22 protein-coding genes and 2 pseudogenes are annotated in these 20,494 nt (G+C 25.5%); 19 read left to right on the top strand and 5 right to left on the bottom strand.

Translation table 4 applies throughout. The features are described from left to right. Positions 1-2 precede the first annotated feature (2 nt). From AACK93_RS00940 to AACK93_RS00925, 4 genes are all read left to right on the top strand, one after another. Positions 3-251 carry a hypothetical protein gene (locus tag AACK93_RS00940; RefSeq protein ID WP_339023860.1) on the top strand — a complete coding sequence of 83 codons (249 nt, stop codon included), beginning with the start codon at positions 3-5 and terminating at the stop codon, positions 249-251. 22 nt (positions 252-273) lie between these two features. Continuing rightward, positions 274-666: a hypothetical protein gene (locus tag AACK93_RS00935; protein ID WP_339023861.1), complete on the top strand. Its 393-nt coding sequence runs from the start codon at positions 274-276 to the stop codon at positions 664-666. A 265-nt stretch (positions 667-931) separates the two neighbouring features. Continuing rightward, positions 932-3,106, top strand: a complete 2,175-nt coding sequence (locus tag AACK93_RS00930) for a hypothetical protein (protein ID WP_339024729.1) — start codon at positions 932-934, stop codon at positions 3,104-3,106. Positions 3,107-3,155: 49 nt separating this feature from the next. After that, complete coding sequence (locus tag AACK93_RS00925) at positions 3,156-3,644, top strand: hypothetical protein (RefSeq protein ID WP_339023863.1); 489 nt, start codon at positions 3,156-3,158, stop codon at positions 3,642-3,644. 72 nt (positions 3,645-3,716) lie between these two features. Here the strand turns inward: AACK93_RS00925 and AACK93_RS08020 are convergent. Further along, a pseudogene (locus AACK93_RS08020) lies at positions 3,717-3,845 on the bottom strand (IS256 family transposase); the annotation flags it as partial. A gap of 213 nt (positions 3,846-4,058) precedes the next feature. Next, on the bottom strand, positions 4,059-6,191 hold the full coding sequence (locus AACK93_RS00920) for a PQQ-binding-like beta-propeller repeat protein (RefSeq protein ID WP_339024727.1): 2,133 nt from the start codon (positions 6,189-6,191) through the stop codon (positions 4,059-4,061). A 242-nt stretch (positions 6,192-6,433) separates the two neighbouring features. Between AACK93_RS00920 and AACK93_RS00915 the strand changes: the two genes are divergently transcribed. The 5 genes from AACK93_RS00915 (at position 6,434) to AACK93_RS00895 (ending at position 11,654) form a co-directional block, all read left to right on the top strand. After that, a complete protein-coding gene (locus AACK93_RS00915) occupies positions 6,434-7,816 on the top strand; it encodes an Mbov_0401 family ICE element transposase-like protein (protein WP_339024726.1) in 1,383 nt (460 codons plus the stop codon). Between the two features lie 1,158 nt (positions 7,817-8,974). Beyond that, positions 8,975-9,262, top strand: coding sequence for a hypothetical protein (locus AACK93_RS00910; protein WP_339024725.1), 288 nt, complete (start codon positions 8,975-8,977; stop codon positions 9,260-9,262). A 420-nt stretch (positions 9,263-9,682) separates the two neighbouring features. Beyond that, positions 9,683-10,024 (top strand): hypothetical protein, encoded by a 342-nt coding sequence (locus tag AACK93_RS00905; RefSeq protein WP_339024724.1) that lies wholly within the window; start codon positions 9,683-9,685, stop codon positions 10,022-10,024. A gap of 29 nt (positions 10,025-10,053) precedes the next feature. Further along, entirely contained in the window at positions 10,054-11,418 is a 1,365-nt protein-coding gene (locus AACK93_RS00900; RefSeq protein WP_339024723.1) for an MFS transporter, read from the top strand. A gap of 41 nt (positions 11,419-11,459) precedes the next feature. Beyond that, positions 11,460-11,654 (top strand): hypothetical protein, encoded by a 195-nt coding sequence (locus AACK93_RS00895; RefSeq protein ID WP_339024722.1) that lies wholly within the window; start codon positions 11,460-11,462, stop codon positions 11,652-11,654. A gap of 953 nt (positions 11,655-12,607) precedes the next feature. On the opposite strand, the pseudogene AACK93_RS00890 reads toward AACK93_RS00895, so the two are convergent. The 3 genes and pseudogenes from AACK93_RS00890 to AACK93_RS00880 form a co-directional block, all read right to left on the bottom strand. After that, positions 12,608-13,786, bottom strand: a pseudogene (locus AACK93_RS00890) (IS256 family transposase). A gap of 207 nt (positions 13,787-13,993) precedes the next feature. Next, complete coding sequence (locus tag AACK93_RS00885; RefSeq protein WP_339024721.1) at positions 13,994-14,275, bottom strand: hypothetical protein; 282 nt, start codon at positions 14,273-14,275, stop codon at positions 13,994-13,996. 19 nt (positions 14,276-14,294) lie between these two features. Next, positions 14,295-14,510: a hypothetical protein gene (locus AACK93_RS00880; RefSeq protein ID WP_339024720.1), complete on the bottom strand. Its 216-nt coding sequence runs from the start codon at positions 14,508-14,510 to the stop codon at positions 14,295-14,297. A 960-nt stretch (positions 14,511-15,470) separates the two neighbouring features. Here AACK93_RS00880 and AACK93_RS00875 point away from each other — a divergent pair. From AACK93_RS00875 to AACK93_RS00830, 10 genes are all read left to right on the top strand, one after another. Beyond that, positions 15,471-15,692, top strand: a complete 222-nt coding sequence (locus AACK93_RS00875; RefSeq protein ID WP_339024718.1) for a hypothetical protein — start codon at positions 15,471-15,473, stop codon at positions 15,690-15,692. Further along, entirely contained in the window at positions 15,692-15,853 is a 162-nt protein-coding gene (locus tag AACK93_RS00870) for a hypothetical protein (RefSeq protein ID WP_339024447.1), read from the top strand. The genes AACK93_RS00875 and AACK93_RS00870 overlap by 1 nt, the downstream gene beginning before the upstream one ends. A gap of 3 nt (positions 15,854-15,856) precedes the next feature. Beyond that, positions 15,857-16,090 (top strand): hypothetical protein, encoded by a 234-nt coding sequence (locus AACK93_RS00865; RefSeq protein WP_339024716.1) that lies wholly within the window; start codon positions 15,857-15,859, stop codon positions 16,088-16,090. A 93-nt stretch (positions 16,091-16,183) separates the two neighbouring features. Next, positions 16,184-16,513: a hypothetical protein gene (locus AACK93_RS00860; protein ID WP_339024714.1), complete on the top strand. Its 330-nt coding sequence runs from the start codon at positions 16,184-16,186 to the stop codon at positions 16,511-16,513. A gap of 13 nt (positions 16,514-16,526) precedes the next feature. Beyond that, positions 16,527-17,147, top strand: coding sequence for a hypothetical protein (locus tag AACK93_RS00855; protein WP_339024713.1), 621 nt, complete (start codon positions 16,527-16,529; stop codon positions 17,145-17,147). After that, entirely contained in the window at positions 17,134-17,514 is a 381-nt protein-coding gene (locus tag AACK93_RS00850; protein WP_339024712.1) for a hypothetical protein, read from the top strand. The genes AACK93_RS00855 and AACK93_RS00850 overlap by 14 nt, the downstream gene beginning before the upstream one ends. 6 nt (positions 17,515-17,520) lie before the next feature. Continuing rightward, positions 17,521-17,808 (top strand): hypothetical protein, encoded by a 288-nt coding sequence (locus tag AACK93_RS00845; RefSeq protein WP_339024710.1) that lies wholly within the window; start codon positions 17,521-17,523, stop codon positions 17,806-17,808. Between the two features lie 2 nt (positions 17,809-17,810). After that, a complete protein-coding gene (locus tag AACK93_RS00840) occupies positions 17,811-18,050 on the top strand; it encodes a hypothetical protein (protein ID WP_339024709.1) in 240 nt (79 codons plus the stop codon). 36 nt (positions 18,051-18,086) lie between these two features. Further along, positions 18,087-18,479, top strand: a complete 393-nt coding sequence (locus tag AACK93_RS00835) for a hypothetical protein (protein ID WP_339024708.1) — start codon at positions 18,087-18,089, stop codon at positions 18,477-18,479. Between the two features lie 165 nt (positions 18,480-18,644). Beyond that, positions 18,645-20,321 (top strand): hypothetical protein, encoded by a 1,677-nt coding sequence (locus tag AACK93_RS00830; protein ID WP_339024706.1) that lies wholly within the window; start codon positions 18,645-18,647, stop codon positions 20,319-20,321. Positions 20,322-20,494 lie beyond the last annotated feature (173 nt).

Genomic DNA, 20,494 nt, shown 5'->3' with positions numbered 1-20,494 from the left:
AAATGTTTAAACTAATTATTATTTTTATCTTAATAACTGTTCTTGGACTATTAGCTGGTAGTCATTTTGAAACTTTAACAAACTATATTAGCGAAGGTCTTGTCAATTTCCAAAAGTTTATTACTAGCAATTTAACAATTTTAGAACTATTTAAACCAATGGCACGAACATTTTCGCAACACCCAATCTTTACTATTCTTGGTGTTACTTGTGTACTTATTGCCTTATTTATTGTAATTAAAGGACGATAAAAAATATGAAGGGAGAGTTAAAATGAAAAAACTTTTAATAAAATTATTTAAAAAAGATAATTCAAAAGAAAAGATGCCATTAAAATTAAGAATTAAAAATTCTTTTAAAAAGCAGTGGTTAAAAATAGTATTAAGTATCATTTTCATTTTTATAAGCTTATTACTTTGTGTATTAACAGCAATCAATACTAAATGAATAACTGGAACAAGTGATGAATTTAATAATTTTATGAATGAACAAATGGTTAAATTCTTTGGCAAATTCAATAGTGGTATTATGCTAGCAGGAATTTTTGTTTTTTGATGAGGCGGAGCAATATATTTTGCACTTAAATTTGAAAAATTAATCCGCTTGATTATTCAAAAAATTAAAGCAAAAAGAGCCTTGAAAAATGAAATCAAACAAGTTAATTAATTTTTTAAAAAGATATTGATGAAGAATTTTGCCTTACATTTTTATGATTATTATCTTTTTCATTCCATTTTTAAAATTGGAAATTAATGATTTGAAATTATTATATGAAAAATTTGAAACATTAATTTCACTTATGATATTAGGATATTTAGATATATGCATGACAATAGCGGTAATTATAAATTGTGGTATTGAGTGACTTATTAAAAAAATTAAAGAAAAAAGAACAACGAGAAATAAAATATTTTAAAAAGGAGTGATAAAAATGTTTATGAAAATATTTACCATGATAATTATTAGTTTCAATAACATTTTTACCATTCCCTGAAACATTAATAATGATAAAACAAAAACACAATCACTAATTAGAAGCAAAAGGCAAAATAATGAATCATACGAATTAAACTTAAAAAAATCAAAATTAACACTTAAATCATCAAAAGATGACAACAGCAAGTGAAATCAAAAATGAGAAATAAAATTTAATGTAGAAAATAAATTTATGCCCAAAAACTTGCCTCCACGAATGAAACTTAATGATTGAGAATTTTATGTTGACAAAAATGACAAGATTACATTACCAATATTAAAATCATTAGAATATGATTTAAATTGAGAAAAAAACAGTGAACCAAGATATTGAGAAAATAAAGATTTTTTATCCTATCAAAATAAAAAATTAAAAAACATAAAAATGAAAGTACGAGAATGAGACAAAAATGAAAGATATGCCAAATGAAAAATATTAGAATTTGACGCACAATCAGAAACTAAACCCTCGACTGATATTGATTTACCAGAAAAAACCACCAAATTTGATGGTAATCATAACTATAGTGATGTTATTGATAATCTTGATTATTTAATGATTCATCGTGGTGATTTTGATAAATTTAATTACTCTTATCTCTATTGAACACCGGTATTTAATTTCATTGACACCTTAGAAAAAGGTTACTATAAAGAATTTACGATTAAAAATCATGGTTTTAAAAATGAAAGCTATTTTTATCACAAAAATTCTACTATTTTACCAAACTCAGAAATAATTGACCCGACAAATGCAACCAAAATTGAAGTTATAAAAAAAATTAAAAAGAGACTTAATGAAACAATTAATAATCTTACTGGCGTAAATAATGCAATTGAAGGTATCGACTATAATACAGAAATTAAAGATAATGACAACAATTACTTAGATGAAAGGGCTACTTTTGATTTAACAACAGACAATGTCGCTGACAGAACATTTACCGTTAAATTTACCGCAATTGAAACGAGCACACAATTGCAAGGAACAAATACAATTAAAATGACCATTCCAAAACAAGATGATAATAACGATAATGTCCTTAAAATTAAGGCATTTAACAAAACCCTAATTGCTGGAAATAATTATTTACAACTGCTACATGGTGAGGCCGAAATCTGAAAATACGACACCAAAAAGGCTAACGATTATTACCTAATTAAGTATCTTTTTGGTACCTTAAATTACCTCAATGTTAGATTTAGTTTTTTGAGATACGACCCTGAATTAAAAAATGACATTTACCTATACTTTAAAAACAACATCCCTGGTATTAACAACAGCGATTACAAAAATGTCTTTGATGAAATCTACGAAATTCTTGGCAATTTTTTTGCCAGTTTATTTTATGCGACTTTTGATATGGATGAAAACACTCATACTGAAATTGATTTTAAAGGCGTAGATAATTATAACAAGAACTATTTTATTCAAATCGGTTTCTTTTATCGCTCCTTAATTACTTTTTATCCCAAAAAATACTTAGTAAATATTATAGGAAACTCAGAATTATTACTAAGAAGTTATTTTTTTACTTTTGATAAAAAAACGCACCAAAAAAATTATAATGCTATTAAAAACAACAATAGCATTTATCAAATTGATTTTAATGTCCTTAAATCCTATGATAATAAACTGATTACCTTGCCGACCAGTAAACCAGCTAACAGTATTAATTACCTTAATACCGATATTGATATTCGCTATGGTATTAATATTTTTACCTTAACTTTTCCACTTTATCACAAGGGTGGTATCTCTAATTACAATTTTAAAATTTATGACTTTAATGTTCTTAATTCCACAGCCTTTATACCTGATGGTTCAACCAACTCAGAATGAGATGACTTAATTCCGCCAGCAAATTGCAAATATTCTGGACGATGAATACCAACCTTTAATGATATTGGTTGTACCATTCAGAATGCTAGTATCAAAATGATTAACTGAATTCTGACAGCGTCACAAATCATTACGATTTTACGGCCATTAGCAATTATTGCGAAAGCAACAGTTAACTTTTCAACCGCCATTTTTCCGATCTTTAAAACCGTGCCAGCTTTTTACTATACCTTTCAATTTTTAATTGGTTTTGCCATCTTTCTAATGATATTAAGAATTTTTGTATAATTATATATATATATATATATTGAAAAAACAAAATAAAGGAGTTAAATTTATGAAAATTTTAAATATAATAGCTCTTTGGGGGCTGACAACATTGCCAATAGTTGGGTGTTCTAAAAAAGAAAATAAAACAACATTGCCAATTGAGAATGAATCATACGAATTAAACTTAAAAAAATCAAAATTAACACTTAAATCATCAAAAGATGACAACAGCAAGTGAAATCAAAAATGAGAAATAAAATTTAATGTAGAAAATAAATTTATGCCCAAAAACTTGCCTCCACGAATGAAACTTAATGATTGAGAATTTTATGTTGACAAAAATGACAAGATTACATTACCAATATTAAAATCATTAGAATATGATTTAAATTGAGAAAAAAACAGTGAACCAAGATATTGAGAAAATAAAGATTTTTTATCCTATCAAAATAAAAAATTAAAAAACATAAAAATGAAAGTACGAGAATGAGACAAAAATGAAAGATATGCCAAATGAAAAATATTAGAATTTAAAACTGAATTTAAAAATAATTAAACTGGTAAAATTTACTATTCAGGAAGCGTGGTTTTTTCTAGAGGCTGTACAATTATATGTGTCTCTAAGTAATTAACTTAAATTCACTCTGTCTTCAAATTTTATCATTAAATGTGAAATTGCACTACCCCAATTTTGAATTGGCATTGTTCATTTTTTAGTCATATTTTGAAATGCTAAATAGCATATTTTAAAAACTATAACTGCCAAAAGAAAGATGACTTTTTACGATAACAAACACTTTTGGACAACTAAACAACTTTTTCATTTTTTATATTTTGACAAAATAAAAACCAGTAATTTTAGTTAATTACTGGTTTGAATATTTTTTATTTTTACAAGAAATTTAAACTTGTTGGGCTTGTTTTAATTAAAGTTATTGTTCTAAATAGCTAATATCGTTTTTATAAAACTTTATACTATAGTAGTAACTGTATTTGTTCTTACTGGCCCTTCTCTTTCTGATGAAAAAAATGCTTCCCCATTAAAAGTTATGTTATCATTGTTTTTATCTATAGTAATTTTATCTGGCAATAAGCTATATTTTTGTAATATTTGCATCGCTTCTTTAATTGATAATGTAACTATTTGTTCTTTATTGTTATCATCAATTATTTTGGCAGTAATATTTCCTGTAATTTTTTGTTTTAAATTTAATATAACTTTAGATGTAATTATTCTTACTTGATAAGTAATTTTTAATTTTTCATTGGGATTAAGTTCAAATTTATCAGCGGGTTCCTTAAAAATACTTAAAATCATTTCTTGTTCTTGTTTATTTGTGTTTGATAAATCAAATTCATTTGATAATACATTAATGATTTCAGAATTTTTATTATTTATATTTGTAAAATCTGTTAATTTCATTTCATCATCAGAATTTATGTTTCAACCATTTAATTTATTTTCTTGTTTTGTTTTAGTTAATCCTGTTGTAATTTGAAATACTAATTTTGATTTTGAATTATATTCACAAGCGGGTACATTAAATGATCTTGTATTTGGAGTTTTATTGGTAATTTCTCTATCAGAACATACATTTTTAGGAACATTAGATCATAAAAATGAATTTTCTTGTTTTGTTATTTCAGTATTTGAAAAATTTAAATTATTACTATTAACATTACTTATTTCTTTAAATATTAAATTTGGATTTTCATCTCGAAACTTAAAAAATACTGCTCTTTTAATTAATTCGTTTAAATTAATATCATTAATTTCATCTTTATTTTTAATTTTATAATTAACAATAACTTCTCCAAAATATTTATTATTACTATTATTTTTTTCTTTTATTATCGCTGAATTATTTGTTTTGTTAACTATTTCTAATAGTGAAATATCTAAATCAGGATTTAAATAATTTAATTCACTTAAAATTATATTATCAAAATTATTACTAATTTCTCCTAAATTAGAATTTAAATCATAATTACTGTATTCATAAACATTACCATCTCCTGAACCAATATATAATTTATTGTTGAAAACCACACCAGAAGAATCAACTCAGTTATTTGTTCTAATAACAATTTTTTGTTGTCCTGTTGCTGAATATTCATAAACATTGTGATCTCCTGAACCAATATATAATTTATTGTTGAAAACTATCCCAGAAGATTTAATTTCTCCATTTGTTGTAATGACAACTTTTTGTTGTCCTGTTGCTGGATCATATTCATATACTTTGTGATCTATTGAACCAAAATATAATTTATTGTTGAAAACCACACCAGAAGATCAAATTCCTTCTTCTGTTTTTATGACAGTTTTTTGTTGTCCTGTTGCTGGATCATATTCATATACATTATGATCTTTTGAACCAAAATATAATTTATTATTTAAAATAATTCCACTAGCAAAAATCTCGCCCTTTGTTGTAATGATAACCATTTGTTGTCCTGTTGCTGGATCATATTCATATACATTGTGATCATGTGAACCAATATATAATTTATTGTTGAAAACCACACCAGAAGAATGAATGACATTATTTGCTTTAATAACAATTTTTTGTTGGCCTATTACTGGATCATACTCATATACATTATGATCACCTGAACCAAAATATAATTTATTATTTAACACGACCACGACCCCCGAAGAAAGAACTTCATCCTTTAGTGTGATCAAAATTTTTTGTTGTCCTGTTGCTGGATCATATTCATATACATTGTGATCATGTGAACCAAAATATATTTTATTGTTGAAAACTACACCCGAAGAAAAAACAATACTATTTGCTTTAATAACAATTTTTTGTTGTCCTGTTGCTGGATCATACTCATAAACATTACCATCTCATGAACCAAAATATAATTTACTGTTGAAAACCACACCCGAAGAAAAAATGTGCCCACCTGTTTTAATAACAATTTTTGTTCTATTTATTTTATTATTTTCATTATTGCTTCGTTTTTGTCTTTTATTATTTATATTTTCTATTTTTTCTTGTGTTGGAGTTGGATACGGACTATTGGCAACAATGCCCGACATTCCGCTTCCTGCTATTGTTATTGTACTTAATAAACTAAGTAATTTTTTCATATTAATTAAATCCTTTTCATGAATTTTTGCTAATTAATAAATTTTTATAGTAATCACTCGACCCTTTCTTAAATTTATAAAATTTAATTAATACAAATTAATTATAAATAATTAAATAAGAATTTCTATCATTTTTTCAGAATATTGAATACTAATTCTAGAAAAAATTATCATTAAAACAAAAAAATAATCAAACCAAATTAAACTTTATTAAAATTAATACCAAGAAAGGTGGTTTTTCTATGTTAGAAATTAATAATAATTTAAAAACCCCAGAAAATAAGCATTGATTAAACTTATTTACAACCCATAAAAATATGTACACCAACAAATGTGAACAACTAGCTAATGAATACGAAAAATTAGATGAATACCTATATTTACATCATTATCGGTTAAAACAAGGTTATAAAGTAGTTCATTTTGCAACAAGAACAATTATTACAATTTTTGGTGATGTTATTTTTAAACGACGCCGATATAAATATTGAAATCAAAAATCAGGTAAATTTGAATATGTATGTTTGTTAGATAAAGAAATTGGCCTATTACCTAAACAACGCATTTATTTTGATGTCCAATTTAAAGTTTTAAGTCTTCTGGGTGATGGTAAACGCTATCGTGATGTTTTAGATGCTCTAAATCATTGTTATATTTCAAAAGGTAGTATTTCAAATATTTTAAATAAATACGATATTGCCGAATATTTTCAACTAGCAGAAAAAGAAACTAAAACTAGAATTGATGTCAAAAATAAGAATTTATATATTCAACTAGATGAAACATTTTTGGCGACATTAGATCAGAAAGTTAAACAAGACCAAAGAATTCGTTTAGTTACTTTTCATACCGGACATAAAGAAAAAAATTACAAAAATGCTCGTAGAGAATTAGAAAACAAACGAGGTCATTTTCTAATGTTAAAAGTTGGTAAACGAATAAATACGATGAATTATCGTGATTTATTAATTAAGGAATTACAAAAACATTATGTAAATATTAATTATGACAAAATAATTGTTTGTGGCGATGGTGATACTTGAATTAGAGAAATTGCCAATAGTTTTGGTAATGTTAGATATATTTTAGATGGTTATCATGCTATTAAAAAATTAAAACAAACTGCATTTAATATTATTTTTGAAAATCGCAAAGTAACACTAAATAGTTGAATTAAATTATATAAGGATGGAAATCATCAAGAATTAATCAAAAACATTCGTAATGTTGTTAAAAATGAATTAAATAAAGATATTAAAACAAAGTTAAGGAAGGCTAGTAATTATTTCAATAATAATAAGCAAGGTATTCATCATCAAAATTTAGAATGAAATATCGGTTGCAGCATTGAAAGTGATGTATCACATTTAGTAAAACAACAATTAGGATATGGAGCAAAAATATATAATCATAAGAATTTAAATAACCTATTACATTTAAGAATGGCAAATTTAAACAAATTAAATGTATTACATTACATTAATGAAAATATTAATTCAGAAATAGCAATCAGAAAAGAAATATATAAAAGTTCATTATGAAATAAATATAATAAGAAAAATGATGATAGTTGAATTAATAAAGGTAGAATTGTATATACAAATAAATATATTACATTTAAGTAAGTAAAAATATTAGTTAAAATTTAATAAAATTAATAATTTTTCATTGTGCAAAAATTCAATAATATGATAAAATGGTAATGAATAAAAATGACAATAACAAGGAAGGGCGGGTTAGTTTAGTAATTAAATAATATAATTAGCTGATTGTTTTACTTCTTCAAAGCAATACCTAAGAAAACTAAACGCGACCATTAATAATTTTTCATTGTGCAAAAATTCAATAATATGATAGAATGATAAGAATAGAGCGCATAAAGTTTTGTTAGGTAGGTAAAAATTTAAATAGTTTTGAAAGAAAAACAATCACAATTTAATTATTATTTTATTTAAAAAATAAGTAACAAAACAAAATATTTAATATTAACAAAAAAAAAATCTCAATAAAAGGTTATAAAAACTAAGCAAAATACTTATAAAAAAACATTAAAATAAGTTTTTACAAAAGAAATCACACATAAGAAATATATGCTTAATTTGCATGTTGAAATAATTTATAGTAAATGATTACTTTTTCTTTCTCTAAAAATAACTAAGAAAAATAAACGCGACCAAATTAATAATTTTTATTGTATAAAAATTCAATAATATGATAGAATGATAATGGATAGAGCGCATAAAGTTTTGTTAGGTAGGTAAAGATTTAAATAGTTTTGAAAGAAAAACAATCACAATTTAATTATTATTTTATTTAAAAAATAAGTAACAAAACAAAATATTTAATATCAACAAACATAATCTCAATAAAAGGTTATAAAAACTAAGCAAAATACTTATAAAAAAACATTAAAATAAGTTTTTACAAAAGAAATCACACATAAGAAATATATGCTTAATTTGCATGTTGAAATAATTTATAGTAAATGATTATTTTTTCTTTTTTTTAAAAATACCTAAGAAAACTAAACGCGACCTTATTCTAATATTTTATTGGTGAAAATAATAAAATATGCTGTTATTTATATAGTTTAAAAAAATATTAATATTTTTTATAGGGAGGATGATGGTGAATCGCAAGATTAAAAAATTGTCACCAAAAATTCAATTATCACAAAAACGCTTATCTAAGTTTTTAGGTAAGCAATATGTATAACGATTTTTTGAATAATTTTTACAGCAATGTTAATTTATGTACTAATTTTATTTATTAAAGAAAGAGGGGTGGTAAATAATACACCAGAAATTAGTAAACTTTTAAATAAATTTAAAAAAGCAACGCTTACAGATGTTGAGAAACAAGAAATTTATAAGCAATTAATTAAGTTAACTGTTTATTCGATTATTGATTTTTCTTTAATGAAATTTGATTTTTTTGGGGCAAAAACTAATGTTGTTAATTGAGAATCGGCTTGGAATGATCGAATCAAAAATATTAATCTTGCTTATTCTTATGTTTTTATTAGTGTAGCGATTCGATTGCCCTTATTGCTTTATTTTTTTGTATATTAATTAATATTAAAAATTTTCGTAGAAGAATTTTTGAAAAAAATATCAATTATTAACGGTATATCCCAATAACTACTTTATTTTTAACACTAAAATTTATTTAGATTTTATCTTAACAATTGTTTTTTGCTTTTTTAACTTTATTACAACAACAATTGTTATTATTTATAGTATTTTTAATGTTGTGATTTCTACTTTAAATCGCTGAATTTTTAAGGTTGATAGTCCTGCTTTTTTATCACGAAAATGATAGCGCGGTGGTAATTTTGATTTTTTTGTAATGGTATTAGTTATTCAAAACTCACATACAATTACTAAATCATATTTTGCAAATTAATTTGATGTTGATATTGATATTATTGTTTCAATAAATTATTCCTATTGAAACCATAACTGTTGTTGTGGCAATGTTTATTCGTAAATATGGTGGCTGCTAAAGTTACGGCTGTTAAAACGATTATGGTAAGAGTAATGGCATTTAAAATTTATGTTCATTCACAAGATGATAAGGTTTTTAGTGATTATAGTTTTATGTGTGATATACCAACAATAATTAAAGAAAGATTTTTAAACAAAACAATTAATAATAAACAAGGATTAGAATTATTAGATGTTATTAATAAAGCTGTTAAATTTTTTCATCTTAATATTAAAAAGCCTGATGAGTTGAATTATATGTTATTTCATCTTTTTAATGATTTTCATGAAATCGCAGAAATTGAGAAGATGAGACATAATATTTTAAAAGTAAAATCTAAGAAATAAAAAAACAATGAAAATAGAAAGAGATAATAATGAAAAATATATTTAAACCGCCGGCCGCTAAAGAGCCATTTAGTAATGATTTAAAAACTGTTAATAAAAGGTTTAATTTTTTAAGAAATCAAGTATTTATTGTATCAATTTTAGGTTATATGATGTATTACTTTAATCGAAAATCAGTGGATATAACTGGTAGTTATTTAATGGAAACTGGAGGATTAAGTACTTATAACTATGCATTAATGGGAATGTTTTTTTCAATTACTTATGGATGTAGTAAGTTTATTATTGGTGGTTTTGCTGATCGTAGTTCAGGAAGAATTGTGATGACGACGGGATTACTAGTTTCAGCCATTTTAAATATTGCTTTAGGTGGTGTTATTCAAATTGGTAATGGTCAAATTACGATTGCTCCATTAGTGGTAATGATTATTATTTTAACAGCATTAGGAATATTTCAAGGAATGGGTTGACCAGCTACTGCAAGAATGATGGCACATTGATTTACTGATAAAGAACGATCACCACGACTTGCAATTTGAAATTCCGGACAAGGATTAGGGGCGGCTTTTGCACCGTTAATTATTATTCCTTTAATTGAAGTAATTGACCCAGATGGCACAATTTATGGATTATATTACTGAGTACCTAGTATTATTGCTTTAATTTTTTTACCTTTGGTTTTTTGAGGTTTACGAGATCGACCTGAGGCTGAAGAATTACCAACTGTTGAAAAATGAAAAGGAATAATTGAACATGATGAAGAAAAAACAGAGTTGAAAATCAAAGAAATTTTTGCTAAATATATTTTAAAAAATAAATATGTTTGAATTTTAGCGTTTGCAAATATTTGAGTTTATGTTTTAAGACAAGGAATGTCTTCGTGAGCAATAAAAATTGCTGATGAAATGAATGGTATTAAGTTAAAAGATAGTAAATGATTGTGGTCATTTTTTGAATGATCAGGAATTGCCGGCGGAATATTTGCAGCTTATGGTGCTAGATATTTATTTCAAAACCGGAAAGCACCATTAATGATTTTTGGATTAACTATTAGTATTGGTGGTCTAGTTATCTTTCAAAACGCCCCTAGAGGTAATATCACCGTATTAATTACTGCTATAATTGCTGCTGGTTTTGGTGTCTATATGCCACAGGCAATGATTGGAGCAACAGCAATTGAATTAACGAATAAAAAAGCCGCGGCGACAGCTTCGGGACTTACAGGATTATCTGGATATTTTGGTGATGCTGTGATGTCAAAACCAGTTGTTGCCGGAATTGCTGGTAATGGTAATTGAGACAATGTCTTTTATTATTTCTATGCTTGTGCTATTGTTGCGATTATCGCTCTTGCGTTCTTATGAACTAAAAATCAAGATAACAAAGTTATTTAATAAATTTTTTTGTAATAAAATTGTATGAACGAGGGCTATAAATGATTAGAAAAGCAAAGAAAAATGAGAGTTTAGAAAATTTAAAACAAATTACAACATTAATTTATAATGTATTTGCTAGTAAAGATACCTTGTTATTTTTACCACAAAATAAAGTTAGAGATATTCTTTTCTTTCAAGAACAATATTTATTAGATAATCATTATTACAGTTATGAAAGCTATCTTGTAAAATAAGAAAACAATAATATAATTTTAATTGCTTTAATTGTTAGAGATGATGCGATTAATCAATTGAATGCTAACACTTTAAAGATTTGAAAAGATAAATTTGGCATTACAAATATCAAACTAGAAAAAATAAGTCAGGCAGATGAATTGTATTTAGAAGTAATTTCTATTCATCAATCATATCAAGAAAAAGGATTGGTATTGATATTATTAATTATATTTGAAATCATCATCACAATAATGATTTAACAATTTTATCTTTAAATGTTTATTTTGGTAATCATCGGGCTAGATTTTTATATGAAAAATTAGGTTTTAAACAATATTCAATAATAATTATTTATGGTAAGCAATATTATCATATGGTAAAATTTTTTTAACTAGTTTATAATGATAAAATCATCATACACAAGGAAGAAATAAATATAGCAAAAGATTTAACCAACCTTAAAGAAGTATTAGATGGTCAATTAGAAACAATAAAACAATATCTTAATCAAAAGGATATACTGTTTTTAGTAGCAATCGAAAAGGGTACTTTAAAGCCAAAATAGCATTGCAAACAGGATATTCCTGTTTGTTTAAAGCTAATGGAATGTGGGGTGGAGTTGTTAAAAGAAAACAAAGCAGATGCTACTGCTGTGCCGGCGGAATTTGCCCTTGTGGTGAACCAGCCGATACCTTAATTTATATATGAAGATAGTAATAGTAATGCATTAATTCTAGAAATTTAGCAAGTAGATAATTTAAAATTGTTGTGTGAAGCAACAATTTTTTATTGTAAATAGTTAAATTGTTATACGAAACAATAATTTTTTATTAAAAATTTAAAAGTTATGAAAAAATATTTCATAATAAATAAGAATAAAGGGTCGCGTTTATTTTTCTTAGATATTTTTAGAAAAAGAAAAAATAATCATTTATTATAAAATTATGGGACTGTACAATTAACTGTGTCTCTAAGTAATTAACTTAAATTCACTCTGTCTGTCCTCAAATTTTATCATTAAATGTGAAATTGCACTACCCCAATTTTGAATTGGCATCGTTCATTTCTTAACCATATTTTGAAATGCTAAATAAAATATTTTAAAAACTGATGCGTCATTAGGAAAAATCTTTTTATTCTTAATTACTTTTCTTAGTTGACTATTAATAGATTCAATCGCATTAGTTGTGTAAATAATCCTTCTAAATTCCTGGGGATATTCAAGAAAAATTATTAAATTATTTCAGTTATTTTTTCATGATTTAGTAATTTGTCGATACTTTTTATTTCATTTTTCAGAAAAATGATCTAAAGCAACTAACGCTATTTCTTCATTAATTGCTGTATAAATTGATTTTAAATCATTAGCTACCAGTTTGCGATCTTTGTAAGGAACAAATTTTAAACTATTACGAATTTGATGAACAATACATAATTGATGTTGTGTTTTTGGAAAAACAGCTTCTATTGCATCGGACATTCCTGTTAAATTATCACTACAAGCAACAAGAATATCTTGTAACCCGCGATTTTTCATTTCCGTAAGGATTGTTGTGTGGTGTTAAGTCAAAATTTGGCTCCCCTCATTCTCGCTAATTCACATTCCTAAAATATCTTTTAAACCATCTAAATTAATTCCTAAAGCAAGATAAACTGCTTTATTTATTATTCGTTTATCTTGCTTTACTTTAACAACAATACAATCAAAATAAACAATCGGATAAATCTTCTCTAAAGGTTTAGTTTGTCACACTTTAACTTCTTCAATAACATCATCAGTTATTTGATTAATTAAACTTTCTGAAATTTCTGCTCCGTGATAGAATTCTTGCAATTGTGCTTTGATATCAGAAATTGTCATTCCTTTTGCATATAAGAAAATTACTTTTTGATCAAAGTTATTAAATTTTCTTTGTCTTTTTGGAATAATTACTGGTTCAAAAGTATTGTTTCGATCTCTTGGTACATCAATTACGATTGAACCATTTTTAGTAATAATGGTTTTTTGTGTTCTGCCATTTCTTTTATTATGATTCTCGCCAGTCTCAAGGCGATTTTTAATTTCCGTATTTAACATTCGTTCAATTAATTTTTTGGTAAATTCCTGAAAAATAGTCTTGCCTTTAAATAAATCTTGTGGATTATCAATATTTTCTAAAAAATAATCAGCAACTTTATCAATTTTATCAGGGGGTTTTTGCTTTTTTATAATTTTTTGTTCTACTTCTTCTGAATAGAATTAAGAATGAATTATCGAGACACAGAATTTTGGACAGCCCCTTAGTGTGTGTTTGTTGTGTCGGTAATTCACAATATCAGTTGATGATCTTATTTGACTTTCAATTTTTGTTATTAGTTATGTCCAAGTGGGTTTTTTTAATATTGTTACTTTTAGATTAACGATTTCCTTTTTTTGAATATTACCGTTTTCAATTTCTTCATACTTGATATTAAAGTTGATTTTTGTAAGTTCATCAAGAATATTTTCGTTTTTTGCGTGGTAATTATCTATTATGCTATGTATTGTCTTTTCCTTAATTGGAAATATTGTATCAATTTTTATTCAGTTTGATATATTTATTGATAATTGTTGTGTATGTATATATAAATCTCATTTTATCTTATTTTGAAAGTCCACATAAATATGGTCCAACTTATTATAACTTATCTATTATTTTTTTTGTTAGCAGACCTGCACCAGGTAATTTTTCAAACATTTTAAAGCAAATAAAGAATATTGCCAAAATAAATGGAAAAATGAAGATTCAGTAGTCAGCAAAGAAGTTACCGAATTGTAGCATATTAACAGGGACACATAAATTTTTGTTAGATAGGTAAAGATTTAAATAATTTTGAAAGAAAAACAATCACAATTTAATTATCATTTTATTTAAAAAATAAGTAATAAAACAAAATATTTAATATTAACAAACAAAATTTCAATAAAAGATTATAAAAACCAAGGAAAACGCTTATAAAAACAACATTAAAATAATTGGACGCATAAAGTTTTGTTAGGTGGGAAAATATTTGAATAAGTATTAAGACAGTCAGCAATGATTGTCTTTTTATTTTATAAGGTGTTAAAAATTTGTTCTTTGAAAATTAAATACAAGTGAGTTAATAATGTTGGTATGTATTAAAGCACGATAAATTGTGGGTGGTCGCCATAACCAAAAGAAGTTTACCAGTTAATAGATAACATCCTATTAGCTATAGCAATTTGTTTCGTTTTGCAATAAAAAAATGAATGGGTGGATTTCCTAAAAATATACACGCTATTAAATTAGTTCCAAGGGCAGGATGCGGACATTAAAGTGTAGAAATTTCTATATAGGGAGATACTAAGTTTAAAATTATTAAAATCTTTATCTAATTAAAAAAACAAAATTTAATAACAAAGCTTGTTAAACACTTAAATCTGCGATATATAAGTGTTTAAAAAACTAAGCTAACTAACTTAGTTAATATAACTTAGTTTATTCATAAGAAAGGTAATTTATTATGAAAAACATTGAAAACATTTTCTTAAATACTAAAAAATATCTCTTAAAAGAAGCGCAAAACGCAATGTTTATTAAAGCACCAAAAATACCGTAATTTAATAAACAAATCGGCATTTGATTTCCAAAGCGATTTGTTTATAAAAAAAAATATGAAAATTCGATTTGCATCGAAATAATCAAGAATAGTAAATATCAAATAATTTCAATTAATCAAAAAGAAAATGAAACCAAGTTAATTAAAGGACAAGAATTATTAAGCTTCTTCATTGCCGAAAAAGAAAACAACAAAAAAGATAAAAATTATAACTATTTTAAAGGAGTTTAAAAATGAATATTACGATTGGAATAATATTTATTATCATTTGCATAATGCTATTAGCATATTTTGCTTATAAAATTTATGCCAAAATAAAAATTAGAATTAAATATAAAAATGCCATTAAAAATAATACTGGTAATTTTACAAAAGATGAAAAAGTGTTTATTGTCCGCTTTGAAGAATGAGTTAAAGCTCCTAATTCAAAAGAAAATAATGAGAATAAAAAATAATGTTTTGAGAAATTATTATGGAATTCTTAAAACTGTTTATTCCGATAGAAAAAATGCCTGCACAGGTTGCGTTTATTGCCGGATTAATTATTATTATTACTTTTCTTTTCGCATTAATTTCAATTATGTATTTACCAATAAAAATGATTTTCGGGAGATAAAAAATGACAATAAACTTAAAAGAATTTAATTGAGAACAAATTAAACAAACTTTCTGAGATTTATTTATTCAAATTACAACTATTCCGGCCCACATTACTGGTAGTAAAGAAATTAAATTAACCGAAGCACCACTTTGACTTTTAATAGCAAACATTGCTTTTTGACTCCTAACAGCGATTATGGTGTGATTTATTCTAATGTTACTTTGATGAAAAACCATATCAGTATTTAGATAGAGGCAAAATTAATGTCAAGAAGTTACATTGTGATGCATTCCCAAAGAAATTCAAAATTAATTAGGAAAAAATACAATCGTGTTAAGGTTAATCGTGGTTTTAACATATTTAAGAAAAACTTTGAATATAAATGATGAATGTTTTAAAGAGAAAGGGGGTGATTATATGATTGGAACTTTCTTAGTTGATGCACCAGCAGTAACAAAAATAACAGCTAGTGATGCGATGACTAAATTATGAAACGCGATTATAACAGCGTTTACTAAAATGTGAGAAATTATTGCTGTTAATATGACACAAGTCGGTAACTTCTTTGCTGATTACTGAATCTTCATTTTTCCATTTATTTTGGCAATATTCTTTATTTGCTTTAAAATGTTTGAAAAATTACTTGGCGCAGTCAGTCCGCTAACAAAAAAATAAAGTGAGGTGCAAGATGAAATTTTGCAAATGAATAATAGAAAAAAATAACCATTTTATTGAATTGAATCGCGCCTCATTTCTAATTTTATGACATTGCGGAGCAATTTGATATATTTACAACGGTTATTTTAAAAACATTGTAAGCTATTTATTTTTAGCAGGTTGTATTTTAATTTTTCTTTTTAAAATCGGTAATTTAACACAAATTAACAAAGTTATTAATTTCTTAAAAAATTCACCATTAAATATTGTGATTGGTTCATTAGGAACTGGAAAAATTGCCTTTTTAGTATACGCATCAAAATTACTAAAAAAGAAGAAATATCATATCGCCTCAACCTTTCCATTACTAGAAACCCAAAAATTAAGTTTAGGACATATGGGATTATTAGACTTTGATTATCCAGTATTGCCAGACAAAACCTTACTTTTGTGAGATGAAACCAACTTATTTCTTGAAGGTACTGATTGAGAAAAAAATAATACCAAAAACACGAAGAAACCGGTATCCAAGAATATTTTGCTCTGGCGCGCCATTTTGGTCATATTGTGCTGGCTGGCGGTCAAAGAGATAAACATATTTGAGTTAAAGTTCGCGATATTGCTAATAATGTGAGATTGTGGGCATTCGTAAAAAACCCGTTAATATTTTTCGTCCCTATTTAAAAGTCATCTATGGTACCTTTACTAGTATTGAAGAATATGAACGCTGACGAAACACCTTAATTGATGCTAAAAATAGTAAAAAAGGTCGTCGCGTTAAATATCGTGATATTCCTGCACTTGATATTTATTTTTTTAAACTAAAAATTCCTTTACCAACACTTAACACTTACAATTCTTTTTACCTAGCATTTTTAAGAGATTACTTAAATTTAAAAGTTAATCCTGACTATGAAGACAAATACTATACTGACACAGCAATTGATTTAGAAGACTTAGAATACTTAAAAATGGATAAATTTAGCAAATTTTTAAGAAAAATGAAAGAAAAGGAATAATAAAAAATGGAAAATCTCGCAAAAATGGCCGACTTTCTGGATCAAATGCCTTATTATAAAGTTTTTGACTTAATTTGGAGTTTAGAAGTGTCGGGAACGAATATTCAACTAATATTTCCTTTATTCTTAACGCTGGCTGTAGAATTTCTTATGGCAATTATTCTTGGATTTGGTAGTCTACAAGTTAATTTAGAAAAACAACGCCAATATGCTGTTAAAAATAAGGGGCGTTTAAGTGAGTGAGGAAAAGTTAAAAAGCAAGTAAAACCAATAAAAACCAAACAAGGTAACTAACAATGTTTAAACTAATTATTATTTTTATCTTAATAACTGTTCTTGGATTATTAGCAGGTAGTCATTTTGAAACTTTAACGAACTATATTAGCGAAGGGCTTGCCAATTTCCAAAAGTTTATTACTAGCAATTTAACAATTTTAGAACTATTTAAACCAATGGCACGAACATTTTCGCAACACCCAATCGGGTTTATACTATTATTGGTGTTACTTGTGTACTTATTGCCTTATTTATTGTAATTAAAGGACGATAAAAAATATGAAAGGAGAATTAAAATGAAAAAAATTTTAGGAAAATTATTTAAAAAAGATAATTCAAAAGAAAAAATGCCATTAAAATTAAAAATTAAAAATTCTTTTAAAAAGCAGTGGTTAAAAATAGTATTAAGTATTATTTTCATCTTTATAAGCTTATTAATTTGTGCATTAATAGTAAGTGATACTAAATGAATAACTGGAACAAGTAAAGAATTTAATGATTTTATGAATGAAGAGATGGTTAATTTCTTTGGCAAGTTCAATAGTGGTATTATGCTGGCAGGAATATTTGTTTTTTGATGAGGCGGAGCAATATATTTTGCACTTAAATTTGAAAAATTAATCCGCTTGATTATTCAAAAAATTAAAGCAAAAAGAGCCTTGAAAAATGAAACTAAACAAACTCATTAATTTTTTAAAAAGATATTAGAGCAATTGATAAGTTAATGATTATAGGTTATTCCTTAATATGAGTAACCATAACAGAAATAGTAAACTGTTTAATTCGTTTTATATTAAAAAATCAAAACCAAAAGAACAACGAAAAATAAAATATTTTAAAAAGGAGTGATAAAAATGTTTATGAAAATATTTACCGTGTTAATTATTAGTTTCAATAACATTTTTACCATTCCCCAAAACATTAAAAACGACAAAACAACATCACAACTAATTAGAAATAAAAGAGAAAGAAAAGAAACATATGAATTAAACTTAAAAAAAGGATTTGTTTACTTAGTAAAAAATAGATGAAAAAATCCTAATACTGATATAAAATGAAATTTATATATACATACACAACAATGACCAATAAATATGCCAAACTGAATAAAAATTAATAAAATATCGCCAATTAACGAAAGGACAATACATAGCATAATAGATAATTACTACGTAAAAAACGAAAATATTCTTGATGAACTTACAAAACTCAACTTTAATATCAAGTATGAAAAAATTGAAAATGGTAATATTCAAAAAAAGGAAATCGTTAATCTAAAAGTAACAATATTAAAAAATCCTACTTGAACACAAATAATAACAAAAATTGAAGGTCAAATAAGAAAATCAACTGATATTGAATTACCCACAACAATAACTAATTTTGACGGTAACCACAACTATAATGATATTGTTGATAACCTTGATTATTTAATGATTCATCGTGGTGATTTTGACAAATTCAATTACTCTTATCTTTATTGAACACCAGTTTTTAATTTCATTGACACCTTAGAAAAAGGTTATTACAAAGAATTTACGATTAAAAATCACGGCTTTAAAGATGAGAACTATTTTTATCATAAAACTTCTAGTGATAAAAATATAGTAAATGAGAATGTTTTGAAAATTAAGACATTTAATAAAACTCTAATTGCTGGAAATAATTATTTACAATTATTACACGGTGAGAGTGAAATCTGAAAATACGACACCAAAAAGGATAACGATTATTACTTAATTAAGTACCTTTTCGGCGCACTAAATTACCTCAATGTTAGATTTAGTTTTTTACGCTATGACCCTGATTTACGAAATGACATTTACCTTTATTTTAAAAACAACATTCCTAATATTAACAACAGCAATTACAAAAATGCTTTTGACGAAATCTACGAAATCCTTGGCAACTTTTTTGCTAATTTATTTTACGCGACTTTTGACATGGACGAAAAAACTTATACCGAAATTGATTTTAAGGGTGTGGATAATTACAACAAAGATTATTTTATTCAAATCGGTTTCTTTTATCGCTCATTAATTACCTTTTATCCCAAAAAATATTTAATCAATGTTACTGGTAATTCAGAATTATTACTAAGAAGTTATTTTTTTACTTTTGATAAAAAAACGCACCAAGAAAATTTTAATACTATCAACAACACCAATAGCATTTATCAAATTGATTTTAATGTCCTTAAATCCTATGATAATAAATTGATTACCTCGCCGACCAACAAAATCGCTAACAGTATTAATTATCTCAATACCGATATTGATATTCGCTACGGTATTAATATTTTTACCTTAACTTTTCCGCTTTATCACAAAGGCAACATCTCTAATTACAATTTTAAAATTTATGACTTTAATGTATTAAATTCCACGGCCTTTATTCCTGACGGTTCAACCAACTCAGAATGAGATGATTTAATTCCACCGGCAAATTGCAAATATTCTGGACGATGAATACCAACCTTCAATGACATTGGTTGTGTTGTGCCATTCAAAATGCTGGTATTAAAATGCTAAACTAAACGCTGACAGCGTCACAAATCATTACAATTTTACGCCCGTTAGCAATTATTGCAAAAGCAACAGTTAACTTTTCAACCGCCATTTTTCCAGTTTTTAAAACGGTGCCAGCTTTTTACTATATCTTTCAATTTTTAATCGGTTTTGCCATTTTTCTAATGATATTAAGA

It is taken from the genome of Spiroplasma endosymbiont of Agriotes lineatus, assembly GCF_964019485.1.
In the GTDB taxonomy this organism is placed as follows: Bacteria; Bacillota_I; Bacilli_A; order Mycoplasmatales; family Nriv7; genus Nriv7.
This window is presented reverse-complemented; position numbering and strand designations above follow the sequence as displayed.